Genomic DNA, 16,457 nt, shown 5'->3' on the forward strand with positions numbered 1-16,457 from the left:
ACATGTCTACATCCCTCGCATTCGTCTTTCCAGGACAGGGTTCGCAGTCCCTCGGCATGCTGGCCGAGTTGGGCGCGCAATACCCGCTGATCCTGGAGACCTTCAAAGAAGCCTCCGATGCCCTGGGTTATGACCTCTGGGCGCTGACCCAGCAGGGCCCGGAAGAGCAGCTCAACCAGACCGACAAGACTCAACCGGCCATTCTCACCGCCTCGATTGCCCTGTGGCGTCTGTGGTTGGCTGAAGGCGGTGCGCGTCCGGCCTATGTCGCCGGCCACAGCCTGGGCGAATACAGCGCGCTGGTCGCCGCCGGCAGCCTGAGCCTGGGTGATGCGGTGAAGCTGGTGGAGCGCCGCGGTCAGTTGATGCAGGAAGCGGTTCCGGCCGGGCAGGGCGCCATGGCGGCGATCCTCGGCCTGGACGATGCCGACGTGATTGCCGCATGCGCCGAATCCGCCCAGGGCGAAGTGGTCAGTGCGGTGAACTTCAACTCGCCGGGCCAGGTGGTGATCGCCGGGTCCAAGGCCGCCGTCGAGCGCGCCATGGAGGCCTGCAAGGCCAAAGGCGCCAAGCGCGCCTTGCCGCTGCCGGTCAGCGTACCCTCGCATTGCGAGCTGATGCGCCCGGCTGCCGAGCGTTTTGCCGAATCCGTTGCCGCCATCGACTGGCAGGCACCGCAGATCCCGTTGGTACAGAACGTCAGTGCCCAGGTGGCCACTGACCTGGTGACCCTCAAGCGCGATCTGCTGGAACAACTCTACAAGCCGGTACGCTGGGTCGAGTCGGTCCAGTGCCTGGCCGCCAACGGCGCTACCGAGCTGGTCGAATGCGGCCCCGGCAAAGTGCTGGCCGGCCTGAACAAGCGTTGCGCCGACGGCGTCAATACTTCCAACCTCAACACCCCGGATGCCTTCGCCGCCACGCGCGCGGCGCGGGCCTGAATCAGGAGAAGCCTGCATGAGTCTGCAAGGTAAAGTTGCACTGGTCACCGGCGCCAGCCGTGGTATCGGCCAAGCCATCGCCCTTGAACTGGGGCGTCTTGGCGCCGTGGTCATCGGCACCGCGACCTCGGCCTCGGGTGCCGAACGGATTGCCGCAACCCTCAAGGAGCACGGCATTCAGGGCACCGGCCTGGAACTTAATGTAACCAGCGATGAATCGGTTGCCGCCGTCCTGGCGAGCATCAGCGAGCAGTTCGGCGCACCGGCGATCCTGGTCAATAATGCCGGTATCACCCGCGATAACCTGATGATGCGCATGAAAGATGACGAGTGGTACGACGTGGTCGATACCAACCTCAACAGTCTGTTCCGCCTGTCCAAGGGCGTTCTTCGTGGCATGACCAAGGCGCGTTGGGGTCGAATCATCAATATTGGTTCGGTTGTGGGTGCCATGGGCAACGCAGGCCAAGTAAACTACGCAGCAGCCAAGGCCGGTCTCGAAGGTTTCAGCCGTGCATTGGCGCGTGAAGTCGGTTCGCGCTCGATTACGGTAAACTCGGTGGCTCCAGGGTTCATCGACACCGATATGACCCGCGAATTGCCTGAAGCGCAGCGTGAAGCTTTGCTGACGCAGATTCCGCTGGGCCGTCTGGGCCAGGCTCAAGAGATCGCGCAAGTGGTCGCTTTTCTGGCTTCGGACGGTGCGGCTTACGTGACTGGGGCTACAATCCCGGTGAACGGCGGGATGTACATGTAATTCAAATGTGACGGATTGCTTCAAAAAAATGTCATACCAGCTGTCTAAAATCCGTTATAAAGCTGCAACTTATTCAGGGGCAGAGGGCAAAGGGGGACAAAGGCTGAAGCTTTCGGTTGAAAAGCTGAAAAGCCTTTCTATACACTGACTCACCGGCCAGCTGCCTGAATTTTTCCATTAGGAGTGAAAACAAGGTATGAGCAACATCGAAGAACGCGTCAAGAAAATCGTTGCCGAGCAACTGGGCGTCAAAGAAGAAGAAGTGACTAACGCTGCTTCCTTCGTTGAAGACCTGGGTGCCGACTCCCTTGACACCGTTGAGCTTGTGATGGCTCTGGAAGAGGAATTCGAGACTGAAATCCCTGACGAAGAAGCTGAAAAAATCACTACCGTTCAAGCCGCTATCGACTACGTTACCAAGCATCAGGCGTAATAGTTTGTAATCGTTGCCTGCTGTCATGGAAAAACCGCACTGCCATTATGGCGTGCGGTTTTTTCTTTAGGTGTGAGGCAAAGTGTCGTCAACAGGATAAAGGAGAGTGCTGTGTCGCGTAGACGCGTCGTAGTCACCGGCATGGGGATGTTGTCGCCATTGGGTACCGATGTTCCGAGTACCTGGCAGGGCATTCTGGCTGGCCGCAGTGGCATTGGTCTGATCGAACACACGGACCTTTCTGCCTATACCACCCGTTTTGGCGGCTCGGTAAAAGGCTTCAATGTCGAAGAGTACTTGTCGGCCAAAGAAGCTCGCAAACTCGACCTATTCATTCAATACGGCTTGGCAGCCGGCTTCCAGGCGGTGCGTAACGCCGGCCTCGAGGTCACCGACGCCAACCGTGAGCGCATCGGCGTCGCCATGGGTTCGGGTATTGGTGGTCTGACCAATATCGAGGAAACCTGCCGCACGCTGCACGACCAGGGCCCACGGCGCATTTCGCCGTTCTTCGTCCCCGGTTCGATCATCAACATGATTTCCGGTTTCCTGTCCATCCACCTGGGTGCCCAGGGGCCGAACTATGCCATCGCGACGGCGTGCACCACGGGCACCCACAGCATCGGCATGGCCGCGCGCAACATTGCCTACGATGAAGCCGATGTGATGATTGCCGGTGGTGCCGAAATGGCTGCCTGCGGTCTCGGCATGGGCGGTTTTGGCGCATCCCGTGCGCTGTCCACGCGCAATGACGAGCCGGCCCGTGCCAGCCGTCCGTGGGACAAGGGCCGTGACGGCTTCGTGCTGTCCGACGGTGCCGGTGCCCTGGTGCTCGAAGAGCTGGAGCACGCCAAGGCTCGTGGCGCGACCATCTACGCCGAGCTGATCGGCTTCGGGATGAGCGGCGATGCCTACCACATGACCTCGCCACCCGCCGACGGCGCCGGTGCGGCCCGTTGCATTGCCAACGCCATGCGCGATGCCAAGCTGAACCTGGATCAGGTGCAGTACATCAATGCCCATGGCACTTCGACACCGGCTGGCGACCTGGCCGAAGCCCAGGCGATCAAGCAGGTGTTCGGTGAGCAGGCCTACAAGCTGGCGATCAGTTCCACCAAGTCGATGACGGGTCACCTGTTGGGTGCCGCCGGTGCCATCGAGGCGATCTTCAGCGTGCTGGCGATTGCCGATCAGGTGGCGCCGCCGACCATCAACCTCGATGAGCCCGATGAAGGCTGCGACCTGGATTTCGTTCCCCACGAAGCTCGGCGCATGCCCATTGATGTGGTGTTGTCCAACTCCTTCGGCTTTGGCGGTACCAACGGCTCCCTGGTGTTCCGCCGGTTCGCCGAGTGATGGACAGCTGGGTCGACGGCCAGCCGGGCGATGTGTTGTCCCTCAAGGACCGTGGCCTGGCCTACGGCGATGGTCTGTTCGAGACCCTCGCCGTGAAAGCCGGCGAGCCGGTGCTGCTCGAACGGCACCTGCAACGCCTGGCTGACGGTTGTCGGCGCCTGGGTATCGCGGCGGATCACGGGCTGATTCGCCGCGAGCTGCTCGCCTACAGCGCGGCGTTGGGCGAGGGCGTGCTCAAGCTGATCGTCACCCGTGGTGACAGCCAGCGCGGTTACGCGGCGTCGGCGGATGTGCAGCCGCGGCGTATCCTGCAAGGCAGTCCGCCAGCGACTTATCCACAGGCCTACCAGCAGCAGGGTATTGCTCTTTTCCCCTGTACCACGCGTTTGTCCGAGCAGCCCTTGCTGGCCGGGCTCAAGCATCTCAATCGCCTGGAACAGGTCCTGGCCCGTGCCGAATGGCAGGGTACCGAATATGCCGAAGGCTTGATGCTCGACACCTCGGGTCGGGTGATCGAAGGCGTGTTCAGCAATCTGTTCCTGGTGCAGGCCGGTGTGCTGCGTAGCGCTGATTTTAGCCGTTGTGGCGTGGCGGGGGTGATGCGGGCGCAGCTGTTGGACGAGGCGCAAGCCCTGGCGATTCCTGTCGATATTTCCGATATCAGCCTGGAGCAATTCCGACAGGCTGATGAAGTCTTTCTCTGTAACAGCGTCTACGGCGTTTGGCCCGTCCGGGCTTTTGCCGACCTGAGCTGGTCGGTTGGCCCGCTCACCCGTAAACTGCAAGGCATTGCCCGCGCGCTATTGGAAGTTTGAATTGAGACGTAAATTCTTGGTGCTGCTGCAAGCCGTTCTGGTGCTGGCCGGTTTGCTCCTGGGCGGTTCCGCCTGGAAGTTGCATTCGGCGCTGGAACAGCCCCTCAACCTGAAGCAGGAACAATTGCTGGATGTTCCGGCCGGTGCGACACCGACGGGCACCTTCAATCGCCTCGAATCCGAAGGCTTGCTCAAGGACGCCTTCTGGCTGCGCCTCTACTGGCGCTTCAATCTTGCCGGTGTGCCGTTGCACAGCGGCGAGTATCGGCTGACGCCGGGTATGGATGTGCGTTCGCTGCTGTCCCTGTGGCAACGCGGCGAAGTGGTGCAGTATAGCCTGACCCTGGTCGAAGGCTGGAACTTCCGCCAGGTGCGTGCGGCCTTGGCCAAGAACGAAAAGCTCCAGCAAACCCTGGCCGGTCTCAGTGACAGCGAAGTCATGACCAAGCTGGGGCACAAGGATGTCTTCGCCGAAGGTCGCTTCTTCCCGGATACCTATCGCTTCGTGCGCGGGATGAGCGATGCCGAACTGCTGGAGAAAGCCTACGATCGCCTCGACAGTGTCCTGGCCCAGGAGTGGCAGAAACGTTCTGCCGATGCACCTTATACCGAGCCTTACCAGGCCCTGATCATGGCCTCGCTGGTGGAAAAGGAAACCGGCGTACCCCAGGAACGTGGCCAGATCGCCGGGGTGTTTGTCCGGCGCATGCAACAGGGCATGTTGTTGCAGACCGACCCGACGGTGATCTACGGCCTGGGCGAGCGTTATACCGGCAAGCTCACTCGTGCTCACCTGCGGGAGGCCAACCCCTACAATACCTATATGAACGCCGGCTTGCCGCCGACCCCGATTGCCATGGTCGGCCGCGAGGCGATTCACGCCGCGTTGAACCCGGTAGCGGGTAACAGCCTGTATTTTGTGGCGCGCGGCGATGGCAGCCATGTCTTCTCCGACGACCTGGACTCCCACAATAATGCGGTGCGTGAGTTCCAGCTCAAGCGTCGGGCCGACTATCGTTCCAGCCCGGCGCCGGCCACGGCTCCGACGGCTGCACCCGCGCCGCCGGTTCCTACTTCTGCTCCGGCAGCTGTACCGGCGCCGACGGTTCCGGCTTCTGCTCCGGCAACTGCGCCAGCACCGACGACTCCAACGGTGGCCCCGGCCCAGAGCCCGACGCCCGAGGCGCCCGGGCCTACGCCGAAACCCGCATCGGCCCCGGCTGTCGAACCTGTACCCGCGGCACCGGCGTCAACCGACGCCGAGGCGAAAGACTCGCAATGACCCTGATTAAGGACTGCCCGTGACTGGCTTGTTTATCACTCTGGAAGGCCCGGAAGGCGCCGGCAAAAGCACCAACCGCGATTACCTGGCTGCGTGCCTGCGGGCCCAGGGCGTCGATGTCCTGCTGACCCGCGAGCCCGGTGGTACGCCGCTGGCCGAACGGATCCGCGAACTGCTGCTGGCGACCAGCGACGAGGCCATGTGTGCCGACACCGAGCTGCTGCTGGTGTTCGCCGCGCGCGCCCAGCACCTGGCCACGGTGATCCGTCCGGCCCTGGCCCGTGGCGCGATAGTGCTGTGTGACCGCTTTACCGATGCCACCTATGCCTACCAGGGCGGTGGTCGCGGCCTGTCCCCGGAGCGTATTGCCACCCTGGAGCATTTTGTCCAGGGCGAGCTGCGCCCTGACCTCACCCTGGTCTTCGACCTGCCGGTGGAAGTCGGCCTGGCCCGCGCCAGCGCCCGGGGCCGGCTGGACCGTTTCGAGCAGGAAGGCCGGGTGTTTTTCGACGCCGTGCGCAGCACCTACCTGAAACGCGCCGAAGCCGATCCGTCGCGCTACCGCTTGGTGGATGCGGCCCAGACGCTGGCCCAGGTGCAACAGTCCCTCGACTTGCTGCTGCCGGAAATCCTGGAGCGGCACCGTGGCTGAAGCCTATCCCTGGCAGGACGGCCTCTGGCAGCAAATGGCCGGGCGGCCCCAGCACGCCCATGCCTATCTGCTCCACGGCCCGGCGGGCATCGGCAAGCGCGCCCTGGCCGAACGGCTGATGGCGCTGCTGCTGTGCAAGAGCCCGGCAAACCTCAATGCCTGCGGACAGTGCAAGTCCTGCCTGTTGCTGAACGCCGGCAGCCATCCGGACAACTACATTCTGGAGCCGGAAGAAGCCGACAAGGCGATCAAGGTCGACCAGGTCCGCGATCTGGTCAGCTTCGTGGTCCAGACCGCACAACTGGGCGGGCGCAAGGTGGTGCTGATCGAGCCGGTGGAGTCGATGAATATCAACGCCGCCAACGCCTTGCTCAAGAGCCTTGAGGAACCTTCCGGCGATACCGTGTTGCTGCTGGTCAGTCACCAGTCCAGCCGTTTGCTGCCGACCATCCGCAGCCGTTGCGTGCAACAGGCCTGTCCGCTGCCGAGCGAGGCCATGAGCCTGCAATGGCTGGCGACGGCGTTGCCGGACAGCAGCGAAGAAGAACGGGTCGAGCTGCTGACCCTGGCGGCGGGTTCACCCCTGGCTGCTGTCAGCCTCCAGGCCCAGGGCGTTCGCGAACAGCGGGCGCTGGTGGTCGACGGGGTGAAGAAATTGCTCAAGCAGCAGCAATCGGCCACCCAGCTGGCTGAAGGCTGGAACGCCATTCCGTTGTTGTTGCTGTTCGACTGGTTCTGCGATTGGTCGAGTTTGATCCTGCGTTATCAACTGACCGAGGACGAAGCCGGCCTGGGTCTGGGGGATATGCGCAAGGTGGTGCAATACCTGGCGCAGAAAACGACCCGCGACAAGGTTCTGTCGATCCAGGACTGGATTCTCGCCCAGCGCCAGAAGGTCCTGAGCAAGGCCAACCTCAATCGGGTGTTGTTGCTCGAAGCACTGTTGGTGCAATGGGCAGCTTTACCTACCCAACACTGAGGCGATGGGCCTAGAATCGGCTATCTGCATGACCGGAGCGAGTATGAACGAACCCATTGGTCCCGGCCCGCGCAACGGTATCCTGTCCCTGACCATCAAGGACAAGTCCGTGCTGTACGCGGCCTATATGCCTTTTATCAAGAACGGTGGCCTGTTCATCCCCACCAGCAAGAGCTACAAGCTGGGCGACGAGGTGTTCATGTTGCTCAACCTGATGGACGAACCGGAAAAGATTCCGGTCGCCGGCAAGGTCGCCTGGATTACTCCCAAGGGAGCCCAGGGCAACCGTGCGGCGGGAGTCGGCGTGCAATTCAACGACGGCGACAACACCGCCCGCAGCAAGATCGAAACCCATCTGGCCGGCGCTCTGAAGTCCGACCGTCCCACCCATACGATGTAGTTGTCGCCTTTTTATGCTTGTAGATTCCCATTGCCACCTCGACCGCCTGGATCTCGCTGAACATGCGGGCTCTCTCGATGCAGCCCTCGACGCGGCGCGTCAGCGCGGGGTCGGGCACTTCCTGTGTATCGGCGTGAGTGTCGATAATGCAGCCGACGTGAAAGCCTTGGCCGAGCGTTATGCCGATGTCGACTGTTCGGTCGGCGTCCACCCGCTGGACGTCAAGCCCGACGCCGCTCCGGCCCTCGACTGGTTGCTGCGCGAGCTTGAGCATCCGCGCGTCGTGGCCATTGGTGAAACCGGTCTCGACTATCACTACGAGCCCGAAGCCGCCGACGTGCAACAGGCGTCCTTCCGCTTGCACCTGGAGGCGGCCGGGCAGACCGGCAAGCCGGTGATCGTCCACACCCGAGGCGCACGCGCCGATACCCTGGCGTTGCTGCGTGAAGCGCAACTGCCCCAGGCCGGCGTGCTGCATTGCTTCACCGAAGACTGGGAGATGGCCAAGGCGGCGCTGGACCTGGGCTTCTACATTTCCCTCTCGGGCATCGTCACTTTCCGCAATGCCGATGCCTTGCGTGACGTCGCTCGGCAAGTGCCGGCCGATCGCCTGCTGGTGGAAACCGACTCACCGTACCTGGCGCCGATTCCCCATCGTGGCAAGCCGAACCTGCCGCAGTATGTACGGGATGTCGCCGACTACCTGGCGATGCTGCGCGGGGTGCCGTACGAGCAGTTCGCCGAGCAGACCACCGAGAACTTCAAGCGCCTGTTTCCGTTGGCTCATGTGGCCTCTTGAGCGTAGCGCGGGTTTGCTGGCGATTCCGGCAACGCGGTCTGACAGGGCAGCGCGTCGCTCCCATCGCCAGCAAGCCGGCTCCCACAAGCTAGTGGAAGGCTCAAATCGTGGGCAAAAAAAACCCGGGTTCTGGGGGGTGAATCCGGGTTAAGACCATTAGGAGTAAAACAAAGGCTCACAGTCCATTGGTGCCTTTATCGACGCGCCACTTGGGGGAGATGTCGCGCCGACAATTCAAGTATTGGTCAGGATCGCTCGACGTCCAGTGACCGTTGCTCATTTTTTAAACAGATTTGGAATACCGGCGCTTCTGTTGAGTTCTCTTCGCGCCGGAACGCTTTTCAGCGGCTGCCGACGGCGACGATCCGTGACCGTCGCGAAGCCTTTCTGACTGGTGCGGCCTGATTCGTCGACAGTGAAAACGAAAGGCCTCGGATGATTCGTGCAATTTGGCGTGAGTCAGGCATAATGCTTGGCTTCGATTTTGCCCCTACAGACCTTTTCTTATGCACAAAGAACCCCGTAAGGTCCGTGAGTTTCGTCGCCGCGAGCAAGAAATTCTCGATACCGCGCTAAAGCTGTTCCTCGAACAAGGTGAAGACAGTGTCACCGTCGAGATGATCGCGGATGCCGTCGGTATCGGCAAAGGCACCATCTACAAGCACTTCAAATCCAAGGCGGAAATCTACCTGCGCCTGATGCTCGACTACGAGCGTGATTTGAACGAGCTGCTGCACTCGGCGGATGTCGACAAGGACAAGGAAGCCCTGTCCCGGGCCTACTTCGAATTCCGTATGCGCGATCCCCAACGTTACCGCCTGTTCGACCGCCTGGAAGAAAAAGTGGTCAAGGGCCACCAGGTGCCGGAGATGGTCGAGGAGTTGCACAAGATCCGTGCGTCCAACTTCGAACGCCTGACCTTGCTGATCAAGGGGCGTATCAGCGAAGGCAAGCTCGAGGACGTGCCGCCGTATTTCCACTATTGCGCCGCCTGGGCCCTGGTGCATGGCGCTGTCGCGCTGTACCACTCGCCGTTCTGGAGCAATGTGCTGGAAGATCAGGAAGGTTTCTTCCAGTTCCTGATGGATATCGGCGTGCGCATGGGCAACAAGCGCAAGCGCGACCCCGAACTGCCCGCCAGTTAAGGCATTCGGCCGGGTGATTGCGTCATGTTTTCCTATATGGCGCAATGCCCCAGGCCTATACTCAGGGATAGGGCTTGTCAAAACTTGATTTATGAGTCAAGTTTTGCGCGTTCCAGAGTCCATCGCCGGAGTGTTCCATGATCGTTGACCGTCAAGGCAGGCGTTTTCGTAACCTGCGCATCAGCCTGACCTCCGCCTGCAACTACGCCTGTACCTACTGCGTGCCCAACGGCAAGCGGCTGGTGGCTGCCCAGGATGAGTTGTCGGCGCAGGCCATGGCGCGTGGCGTGGCCTATCTGATCGAGGCGGCGGGGATCGAACGCCTGCGCATTACCGGCGGCGAGCCGTTGGTCAGTCCGAAGCTGGAAGCCTTCATGGGCGCGGTCGGCCAGATGGGCCTGGAAGACATCAGCCTGACCACCAACGGTCAGTTGCTGGCGCGCAAACTGCCGTTGCTGGTGGATGCCGGGATCCGGCGGATCAACGTCTCCCTCGATACCCTGGACGCTGACGCCTTTCGTTCGATTGCCCGCGGCGGCGACCTGGCCAGCGTGCTCGACGGCATGGCGCAGGCGAGGGCGGCGGGGCTGAAGATCAAGGTCAATATGGTGCCGTTGCGGGGGCAGAACCTCGACCAGGTGATGCCGCTGCTGGACTACTGCCTTGAACGCGGCTACGAGCTGCGTTTTATCGAACTGATGCGCATGGGCCACCTGGCCAGTGACGGCAATGCCTTTCTCCAGCAGTTCGTCAGCCTCCAGCAGTTGCTGGGGTTGATCGGCGAGCGCTATGAATACCTGCAGGCCGATGCCCCGGTGGATGCCACCGCGGTGCGTTACGCGATTCCGGGGCGCGGTCACTTCGGCGTGATCGCCAACGAAAGCGTGCCGTTCTGCCGGACCTGCTCGCGCTTGCGGCTGTCGTCCACCGGCTGGCTGCATGGCTGCCTGTCGTCGAGCAACCGGCATTATGTCGGCGACCTGCTCGACAAGCCCCGCCACGAGGCGCTGCCGGCGTTGCAGCGGCTGCTGGTCAAGGCCTTGGGCGACAAGCAGGAAGTGGCATTCTCGGGCGGTGCGACGGTGATGAAAATCATCGGTGGCTGATCTGGCGCGGAAGCTGCATCCTCGCGATTATTCGCCGGTTTTCCGTCACCGGCCTCTGGAGGGTAGGATGCGTAGCCTGGTTGTGCTGCTGGCGTTATTGGCGCTGGGCGGCTGCATGAGTGTCAGTGACATGGGCGAAGGTGTTCGCTCTCAGATGAGTGATGCGGGCCTGCTCGATCATAGTGATACGCGCCGGCTCCATTCGCTGCGCATCCAGCCGGACTCCTTTATCTATATTGCCCAAGGCGCCTTTACGCCTCCCGGCAGTGCTTACCCGCGTCCCAACGTGGTGGCCGAGGAAGCCTTCAACGGCTTCATCGAATATTTCCCCATGGTGCGTCGCGCCCGTGCGCCCCTCGGTCTTGACCAGGCCATGGCCGAAGCCCGTTCCGCTGGCGCGCACTACCTGCTGTACACGCGCTTCGCCAAGGCTGACGACCGCATCGGCAACTCCGACGAATGGGCCGACCAGCAATCCGTCGACCGCCTGGGCGTGGACACCGGTGTGATCCAGATCATGTTGCTTGAGACCGGCACCCAATACCTGATCGATAGCGCGCGGATCAAGAGCCGTGGTGGCTTGTTGACGTTCCACAACAACAAGCCCGAAGACCAGATCGCCGCCCCCTTGGCCGAATATGCGCGTAGTCTGTTGGGCATCGGTGAACAGTGGATGTCGGATTGAGTATGAGTGAGCCGGGCAAGACCAGCGATCTGTTGGCGCAAATCCCCAGGACGGACAAGGGGCTGCCGCCGGTTCACTTGTGGAATCCGCAATTCTGCGGCGATATCGACATGCGTATCGCCCGTGATGGCACCTGGTATTACCAGGGCACGCCGATTGGCCGCAAGCCGATGGTCAAATTGTTCTCCACCATTATTCGCCGTGACGGCGATGATTATTTCCTGATCACGCCGGTGGAAAAGGTCGGAATCAAGGTCGACGATGCGCCGTTCGTGGCGCTGACCTTGAGCGTCGAAGGCGAGGGTGAGGCGCAACGGCTGCTGTTCACCAGCAATGTCGATGAACAGGTGGTGGCGGGCGTTGAACATCCGATCCGCGTAGTCATCGATCCACTGACCCAGGAGCCGGCGCCGTACCTGCATGTGCGCGTCAATCTCGAGGCTCTGATTCACCGCAATGTGTTCTACCAATTGGTGGAACTGGCGGTAACCCGGGAAATTGACGGTCAATCCTGGCTGGGCGTCTGGAGCTGCGGCGAGTTTTTTCCCATCGGTCTCGAGCCCTGATTGGATTCCGCCTATCGGCGGATCGCGAGCAATCGAGCGTCGATCGGCTGCTCCTGCAGAAACCTCGGTAGCACGATCCTTTTGTGCTGAGACGCAGTCCTGTGGGAGTCGTCTTGCTGGCGATAGCGTCCTGAAGAACACCACCATTCATCTCCCAGCAACATAAAATCCTTGCGTCCCTGAGCCTGTTTCGGTTATCAATTTGTACATGATTAGACATGTCCGATTTGATAAGAAAAAAAAGGTGGTCGATGAGCTGATCCGGCGCATCGAAAGCGGTCTTCTTGAAGACGGCTTGCTGTTGCCGGGTGAACATCAGTTGGCCGAAGAATTCTCGGTGAGCCGTGGCACGCTGCGTGAGGCCCTGGCCGAGCTCAAGCGGCGCAATTACATCGCGACCCAGAGCGGCGTGGGCTCCATCGTCACCTACGATGGCATTCCCCTCGACCAGCGCGCCGGCTGGGCCCAGGCCCTGGCAGACAGTGGAGCGATGATCAACACCGAGGTGTTGCGCCTGGAGGCGGTGACGCGGCCGGACCTGTTCAGTCGCTACGGCATCGAACAGTTCATCGCCCTCGACCGGCGCCGGCGCAATACCGAAGGCACCGCGGTCTCCCTCGAACATTCGCTGATACCGGCCAGCGGCGGCCTGGAAGGCCTGCCCAGCGTCGGACTGATCGACAACTCCCTGACCATCACCCTGGCGGCCTACGGCTATGTCGGTGATCGCGGCGATCAATGGATCGGCGCCGAACCCTTGTCCGTGGAAGACGCCGAGTTGCTCGGGCGCCCTTTGGGCACGGTCTTCCTCAAGGCCTTGCGCACCACCTACGACAAGCAGGGACGTTTCATGGAGCAGGTCGAAAGCCTGCTGGACCCTTTGCATTTCCGCCTGCACCTGGCGTTTGGAAACCCGACATGACCCCGATTCATCGCGCCCTCGGTGCCTTCTACGGCCTCGCCCTGGGCGATGCCCTGGGCATGCCGACCCAATCTTTGAGCCGCGCCGAAATCCAGGCTCGCTTCGGCAGCATCACCACCTTGATCGACGCCGGTCCCGACCAGCCTATCGCGCCGAACATGCCAGCCGGCTCCATCACTGACGACACCGAGCAGGCGATCCTGGTCGCGCAGTTGCTGATCGATGGCAACGGTTATATCGAACCGGCCCTGCTGGCCGAGCGGCTGATCGCCTGGGAAGCGCAGATGCAGGCCAAGGGTTCGCAGGACCTGCTCGGGCCGTCGACCAAGCGCGCCATTGAAATGATCCTCGCTGGCCACAGCCCGGAAGAATCCGGGCGTTACGGCACCACCAACGGCGCGGCCATGCGCATTACCCCGGTGGGCATCGCCGCCGATATCGCCCAGCCCCTGAGCTTTCTCAAGGCGGTGGTCCAGGCGTGCCAGGTCACCCACAACACCAGCCTGGGAATCTCCAGCGCAGCCGCGGTGGCTGCGGTGATCTCCAGCGGTATCAATCGCCAGAGTCTGGCGCAGGCGCTGGATATCGGCACCGAGATGGCCTTTACCGCCGAAAAGCAGGGTCACTGGGTCGCTGGTGGGCGCCTGGGGCCGCGGATTCGCTGGGCCCGTGAGCTCAGTCGCGATTGCCCGGACGCCGAACTGGCCGACCTGCTGTATGACGTGGTCGGCACCTCGGTGGCGTCCCAGGAGTCGGTGGTCGTGGCCTTTGCGCTGGCCCAACGGGTCGCGCTCGGCAAGCTCAAGGCCTTCGAGGCCCTGTGCCTGGCCGCCAGCATCGGCGGCGACACCGACACCATCGCCGGCATCCTCGGCGCCATGCTCGGGGCCTGCGATGGCCTGGACTGCTGGCCCGCCGAGATGATCGCGAAAATCATCGAAGTCAATGCGCTGGAACTGGTGCCACTGGTTCAAGGGCTGATCGCCCTGCGCAACGCCTGACACACAACAACACGCAATGGACTGCAGACGAAGGGGGCCCGGAAGTGGCCCAGGGGTTTCTACACCTTCCGCACTGCCCAACAACCACAACAATTGGCATCAGGAGCGAACTACCATGACTTCATCAAACGCCGGCCAAAGTGCCGGCCAACTGGAAACCCGCGGCATAGAACCCGTTCCGGAAGCCGAATGCAACGGCCATCCGCTGCAACTGTTCTGGGTCTGGTTCGCGGCCAACATCAGTATTCTCGGCCTGCCGCTGGGGGCGACCCTGGTGGCCTTTCGCGGGCTGGCGATCTGGCAGGCGATCATCGTCGCGATTCTCGGCGCGGCGGGTTCCTTCGCGGTGGTGGGGGTTATCTCCATCGCCGGTCGTCGCGGCCACGCACCGAGCCTGACCCTGTCGCGAGCGATCTTCGGCGTGCGCGGCAATATCGGCCCGACCATCGTTTCGCTGATGTCGCGCCTGGGCTGGGAAACGGTCAACACCACCACCGCGGCATTTGTGCTGCTGTCGTTGTGTTCGATCCTGTTCCACTCGCCGGTGGAGGCCAAGAGCGCCCCGGTACTGACGCTGCTGTTTATCGCCATCTTCGTGCTGCTGACCCTGTCGGTCTCGGGCCTGGGGCATGCGACCCTGCTGGTGATCCAGAAGTGGGCGACCTATGTCTTCGGTGCCCTGAATATCCTGGTGGGCGGTTTCCTCTGCGCGACCATCGACTGGAGCGCGGTGTTCAATGCCACCCCGGCACCGATGAGCGCAATGATCATCGGCATCGGCACCATGGCGGCCGGCACCGGGATCGGTTGGGCCAACGCTGGCGCGGACATGTCGCGCTACCAGCACAAGAGCGTCAAGGCAGTGCGTCTGGTGGCTTCGGCGGCTTTCGGCGCCGGTATCCCGCTGGTGCTGCTGATTACCCTCGGCGGCCTGCTGTCGGTGGGCAACCACGATCTGGCCCAGGCGACCGACCCGATCATCGCGATCCGCGACATGCTGCCGACCTGGATGGCCGTGCCGTACCTGATCACCGCGTTCGGCGGGCTGCTGCTGTCGAACAACCTGTCGGTGTACTCGGCAGGCCTGACCACCTTGACCCTGGGTCTGAAGGTCAAGCGCGTGCATGCGGTGATCGTCGATATCGTGGCGATCTTCGCCGGCTCCATCTACTTCATGTTGATCGCCGACAGCTTCTACGGCCCGTTCATCACCTTTATCTCGTTGCTGGCAGTGCCGATCACCGCCTGGGTCGGGATCTTCGTGGTCGACCTGGTGCATCGCCAGTACTACAGCCCCAAAGACCTGCTGGACGTCAGTCCGAGCAGTGCCTACTGGTATAGCGGTGGTATCGAATGGCGCGCGTTCGGTGCCTGGGCCGTGGCCATTGTCCTGGGTTTCAGCTTCACCACCATCGGCACCACCGCCGAGACCACCTGGTTCCGCGGTTTCCTCTCCGACTCCTGGCTGGGTCACAACGGCCTGGGCTGGATCGTCACCTTTCTGGTTGCCGGCGGTATTTACGCCGTGCTCGGTGGTGCGGCGGATCGCCGTGCCGCGTTTGTAGAGAATGCCAATGGCTAGATTGCTGCATACCGGCCAGGTCATGGTTGACCTGGTCATGTCCCTCGACCAACTGCCGAGCACCGGCGGCGACGCCCTGGCGAACGCCGCCAGTTTCGAAGCCGGTGCGGGTTTCAACGTCATGGCCGCTGCCCGGCGCAACGGTTTGCCCGTGGTCTACCTCGGGCGCCACGGTCATGGGCGTTTCGGCGACCTGGCCCGGCAGGCGATGACGGCGGAAGGGGTCGAGATCGCCCTCGACCGCGACAGCGAAAAGGACACCGGGCTCTGCGTGTCGCTGACTGAAGCCAGCGCCGAGCGTACGTTCATTTCCTATATCGGCGCGGAGGGCGGCGTCTCGGCTGAAGAGCTGGCCCGGGTTGCGGTGCAGGCCGACGACTACGTCTATGTCAGCGGCTACAGCCTACAATACCCGGACAAGGCGCCGGCGTTGCTGGCGTGGTTGCTGGCCTTGCCTGAGGAGGTGAGCGTGGTGTTCGATCCGGGACCGTTGGTCAACTCGCCGGACGCCGCGCCGATGGCGGCCTTGCTGCCGCGCATCGATATCTGGACCAGCAACAGCGTCGAATCCCTGGGTTTTACCGGAGCGGCGGATATTGCCGGCTCCCTCGACAGCTTGAGCGAGCGGCTGGCCAAGGGGGCTCTGCTGGTGGTGCGTGACGGCCCGAACGGTTGCTGGGTCAGCCGGGCTGGGGAGCACCAGCATGTTCCCGGTTTCAAGGTGCAGGCGGTGGACAGCAACGGTGCGGGCGATGCCCATTGCGGTGTGTTCCTCGCCGGGCTGGCGGCGGGGCTGGATGCCCCCGAGGCGGCCCGGCGCGCCAATGCGGCGGCGGCCCTGGCGGTGACGCGCTGGGGGCCGGCGACTTCGCCCGGGAAGCCGGAAGTGGATGCCATGCTGGCTGAAGGCTGAAGACTCTCCTGTAGGAGCGAGCAAGCTCGCTCCTACAGGAGAGGTCGGAGGACCGGTAAAACTGTAAGAAAATCCTGTAATAGATAGCGGTTTGCTTTCATCCGGGAGATGAAACACTGGAAA

The 16,457-nt window shown here is 62.3% G+C and carries 18 protein-coding genes; all 18 read left to right on the top strand.

The window, feature by feature from the left end; all coding sequences use genetic code 11:
- Positions 1 to 2: 2 nt before the first annotated feature.
- The 18 genes from fabD to HX866_RS22685 all read left to right on the top strand — a co-directional run bounded on the left by fabD (position 3) and on the right by HX866_RS22685 (position 16,334).
- Complete coding sequence (gene fabD / locus HX866_RS22600; protein ID WP_177094690.1) at positions 3 to 941, top strand: ACP S-malonyltransferase; 939 nt, start codon at positions 3 to 5, stop codon at positions 939 to 941.
- A gap of 16 nt (positions 942 to 957) precedes the next feature.
- Positions 958 to 1,698: a 3-oxoacyl-ACP reductase FabG gene (gene fabG / locus HX866_RS22605; protein WP_121133400.1), complete on the top strand. Its 741-nt coding sequence runs from the start codon at positions 958 to 960 to the stop codon at positions 1,696 to 1,698.
- Between the two features lie 196 nt (positions 1,699 to 1,894).
- Positions 1,895 to 2,131 carry an acyl carrier protein gene (acpP, locus tag HX866_RS22610; RefSeq protein WP_177094692.1) on the top strand — a complete coding sequence of 79 codons (237 nt, stop codon included), beginning with the start codon at positions 1,895 to 1,897 and terminating at the stop codon, positions 2,129 to 2,131.
- 111 nt (positions 2,132 to 2,242) lie between these two features.
- Positions 2,243 to 3,487 carry a beta-ketoacyl-ACP synthase II gene (fabF, locus tag HX866_RS22615; protein ID WP_177094694.1) on the top strand — a complete coding sequence of 415 codons (1,245 nt, stop codon included), beginning with the start codon at positions 2,243 to 2,245 and terminating at the stop codon, positions 3,485 to 3,487.
- The gene (pabC, locus tag HX866_RS22620) at positions 3,487 to 4,302 is read left to right on the top strand and encodes an aminodeoxychorismate lyase (RefSeq protein ID WP_177140438.1); all 816 of its coding nucleotides are present in this window, start codon (positions 3,487 to 3,489) and stop codon (positions 4,300 to 4,302) included. Before fabF ends, pabC begins: the two co-directional genes overlap by 1 nt.
- Before the next feature lies 1 nt (position 4,303).
- A complete protein-coding gene (gene mltG / locus HX866_RS22625; protein ID WP_177140439.1) occupies positions 4,304 to 5,584 on the top strand; it encodes an endolytic transglycosylase MltG in 1,281 nt (426 codons plus the stop codon).
- 19 nt (positions 5,585 to 5,603) lie between these two features.
- Positions 5,604 to 6,236: a dTMP kinase gene (tmk, locus tag HX866_RS22630; protein WP_177094701.1), complete on the top strand. Its 633-nt coding sequence runs from the start codon at positions 5,604 to 5,606 to the stop codon at positions 6,234 to 6,236.
- Positions 6,229 to 7,215: a DNA polymerase III subunit delta' gene (locus HX866_RS22635; RefSeq protein ID WP_177140440.1), complete on the top strand. Its 987-nt coding sequence runs from the start codon at positions 6,229 to 6,231 to the stop codon at positions 7,213 to 7,215. The genes tmk and HX866_RS22635 overlap by 8 nt, the downstream gene beginning before the upstream one ends.
- A 43-nt stretch (positions 7,216 to 7,258) precedes the next feature.
- Positions 7,259 to 7,615 carry a PilZ domain-containing protein gene (locus HX866_RS22640; protein WP_103496781.1) on the top strand — a complete coding sequence of 119 codons (357 nt, stop codon included), beginning with the start codon at positions 7,259 to 7,261 and terminating at the stop codon, positions 7,613 to 7,615.
- A gap of 13 nt (positions 7,616 to 7,628) precedes the next feature.
- Positions 7,629 to 8,414, top strand: a complete 786-nt coding sequence (locus tag HX866_RS22645; RefSeq protein ID WP_177105652.1) for a TatD family hydrolase — start codon at positions 7,629 to 7,631, stop codon at positions 8,412 to 8,414.
- Positions 8,415 to 8,920: 506 nt separating this feature from the next.
- Positions 8,921 to 9,559: a TetR/AcrR family transcriptional regulator gene (locus HX866_RS22650; protein ID WP_177094706.1), complete on the top strand. Its 639-nt coding sequence runs from the start codon at positions 8,921 to 8,923 to the stop codon at positions 9,557 to 9,559.
- A 137-nt stretch (positions 9,560 to 9,696) separates the two neighbouring features.
- Entirely contained in the window at positions 9,697 to 10,665 is a 969-nt protein-coding gene (locus HX866_RS22655) for a GTP 3',8-cyclase MoaA (protein WP_177140441.1), read from the top strand.
- Between the two features lie 67 nt (positions 10,666 to 10,732).
- On the top strand, positions 10,733 to 11,350 hold the full coding sequence (locus tag HX866_RS22660) for a DUF4823 domain-containing protein (RefSeq protein WP_177094709.1): 618 nt from the start codon (positions 10,733 to 10,735) through the stop codon (positions 11,348 to 11,350).
- Between the two features lie 2 nt (positions 11,351 to 11,352).
- The gene (locus tag HX866_RS22665; protein WP_177094711.1) at positions 11,353 to 11,916 is read left to right on the top strand and encodes a DUF1285 domain-containing protein; all 564 of its coding nucleotides are present in this window, start codon (positions 11,353 to 11,355) and stop codon (positions 11,914 to 11,916) included.
- Between the two features lie 208 nt (positions 11,917 to 12,124).
- Entirely contained in the window at positions 12,125 to 12,838 is a 714-nt protein-coding gene (locus tag HX866_RS22670) for a GntR family transcriptional regulator (RefSeq protein WP_177124668.1), read from the top strand.
- A complete protein-coding gene (locus tag HX866_RS22675; protein WP_177105649.1) occupies positions 12,835 to 13,839 on the top strand; it encodes an ADP-ribosylglycohydrolase family protein in 1,005 nt (334 codons plus the stop codon). Before HX866_RS22670 ends, HX866_RS22675 begins: the two co-directional genes overlap by 4 nt.
- A 115-nt stretch (positions 13,840 to 13,954) precedes the next feature.
- Positions 13,955 to 15,421: a purine-cytosine permease family protein gene (locus HX866_RS22680; protein WP_177094717.1), complete on the top strand. Its 1,467-nt coding sequence runs from the start codon at positions 13,955 to 13,957 to the stop codon at positions 15,419 to 15,421.
- The gene (locus HX866_RS22685) at positions 15,414 to 16,334 is read left to right on the top strand and encodes a PfkB family carbohydrate kinase (protein ID WP_177094719.1); all 921 of its coding nucleotides are present in this window, start codon (positions 15,414 to 15,416) and stop codon (positions 16,332 to 16,334) included. The genes HX866_RS22680 and HX866_RS22685 overlap by 8 nt, the downstream gene beginning before the upstream one ends.
- The last annotated feature ends 123 nt before the right edge of the window (positions 16,335 to 16,457 follow it).

The sequence above is a fragment of the Pseudomonas gingeri genome, from assembly GCF_013386165.1.
GTDB classification, from domain to species: domain Bacteria; phylum Pseudomonadota; class Gammaproteobacteria; order Pseudomonadales; family Pseudomonadaceae; genus Aquipseudomonas; species Aquipseudomonas gingeri_C.

Bases quoted from the DNA above. Each gene is read 5' to 3' on its own strand.
- HX866_RS22655 (WP_177140441.1), top strand. From the start codon at position 9,697: ATGATCGTTGACCGTCAAGGCAGGCGTTTTCGTAACCTGCGCATCAGC.
- fabG (WP_121133400.1), top strand. From the start codon at position 958: ATGAGTCTGCAAGGTAAAGTTGCACTGGTCACCGGCGCCAGCCGTGGT.
- HX866_RS22685 (WP_177094719.1), top strand. From the start codon at position 15,414: ATGGCTAGATTGCTGCATACCGGCCAGGTCATGGTTGACCTGGTCATG.
- HX866_RS22670 (WP_177124668.1), top strand. From the start codon at position 12,125: ATGATTAGACATGTCCGATTTGATAAGAAAAAAAAGGTGGTCGATGAG.
- HX866_RS22660 (WP_177094709.1), top strand. From the start codon at position 10,733: ATGCGTAGCCTGGTTGTGCTGCTGGCGTTATTGGCGCTGGGCGGCTGC.
- HX866_RS22675 (WP_177105649.1), top strand. From the start codon at position 12,835: ATGACCCCGATTCATCGCGCCCTCGGTGCCTTCTACGGCCTCGCCCTG.
- HX866_RS22640 (WP_103496781.1), top strand. From the start codon at position 7,259: ATGAACGAACCCATTGGTCCCGGCCCGCGCAACGGTATCCTGTCCCTG.
- HX866_RS22650 (WP_177094706.1), top strand. From the start codon at position 8,921: ATGCACAAAGAACCCCGTAAGGTCCGTGAGTTTCGTCGCCGCGAGCAA.
- acpP (WP_177094692.1), top strand. From the start codon at position 1,895: ATGAGCAACATCGAAGAACGCGTCAAGAAAATCGTTGCCGAGCAACTG.
- HX866_RS22665 (WP_177094711.1), top strand. From the start codon at position 11,353: ATGAGTGAGCCGGGCAAGACCAGCGATCTGTTGGCGCAAATCCCCAGG.
- HX866_RS22680 (WP_177094717.1), top strand. From the start codon at position 13,955: ATGACTTCATCAAACGCCGGCCAAAGTGCCGGCCAACTGGAAACCCGC.
- fabD (WP_177094690.1), top strand. From the start codon at position 3: ATGTCTACATCCCTCGCATTCGTCTTTCCAGGACAGGGTTCGCAGTCC.
- HX866_RS22645 (WP_177105652.1), top strand. From the start codon at position 7,629: ATGCTTGTAGATTCCCATTGCCACCTCGACCGCCTGGATCTCGCTGAA.
- pabC (WP_177140438.1), top strand. From the start codon at position 3,487: ATGGACAGCTGGGTCGACGGCCAGCCGGGCGATGTGTTGTCCCTCAAG.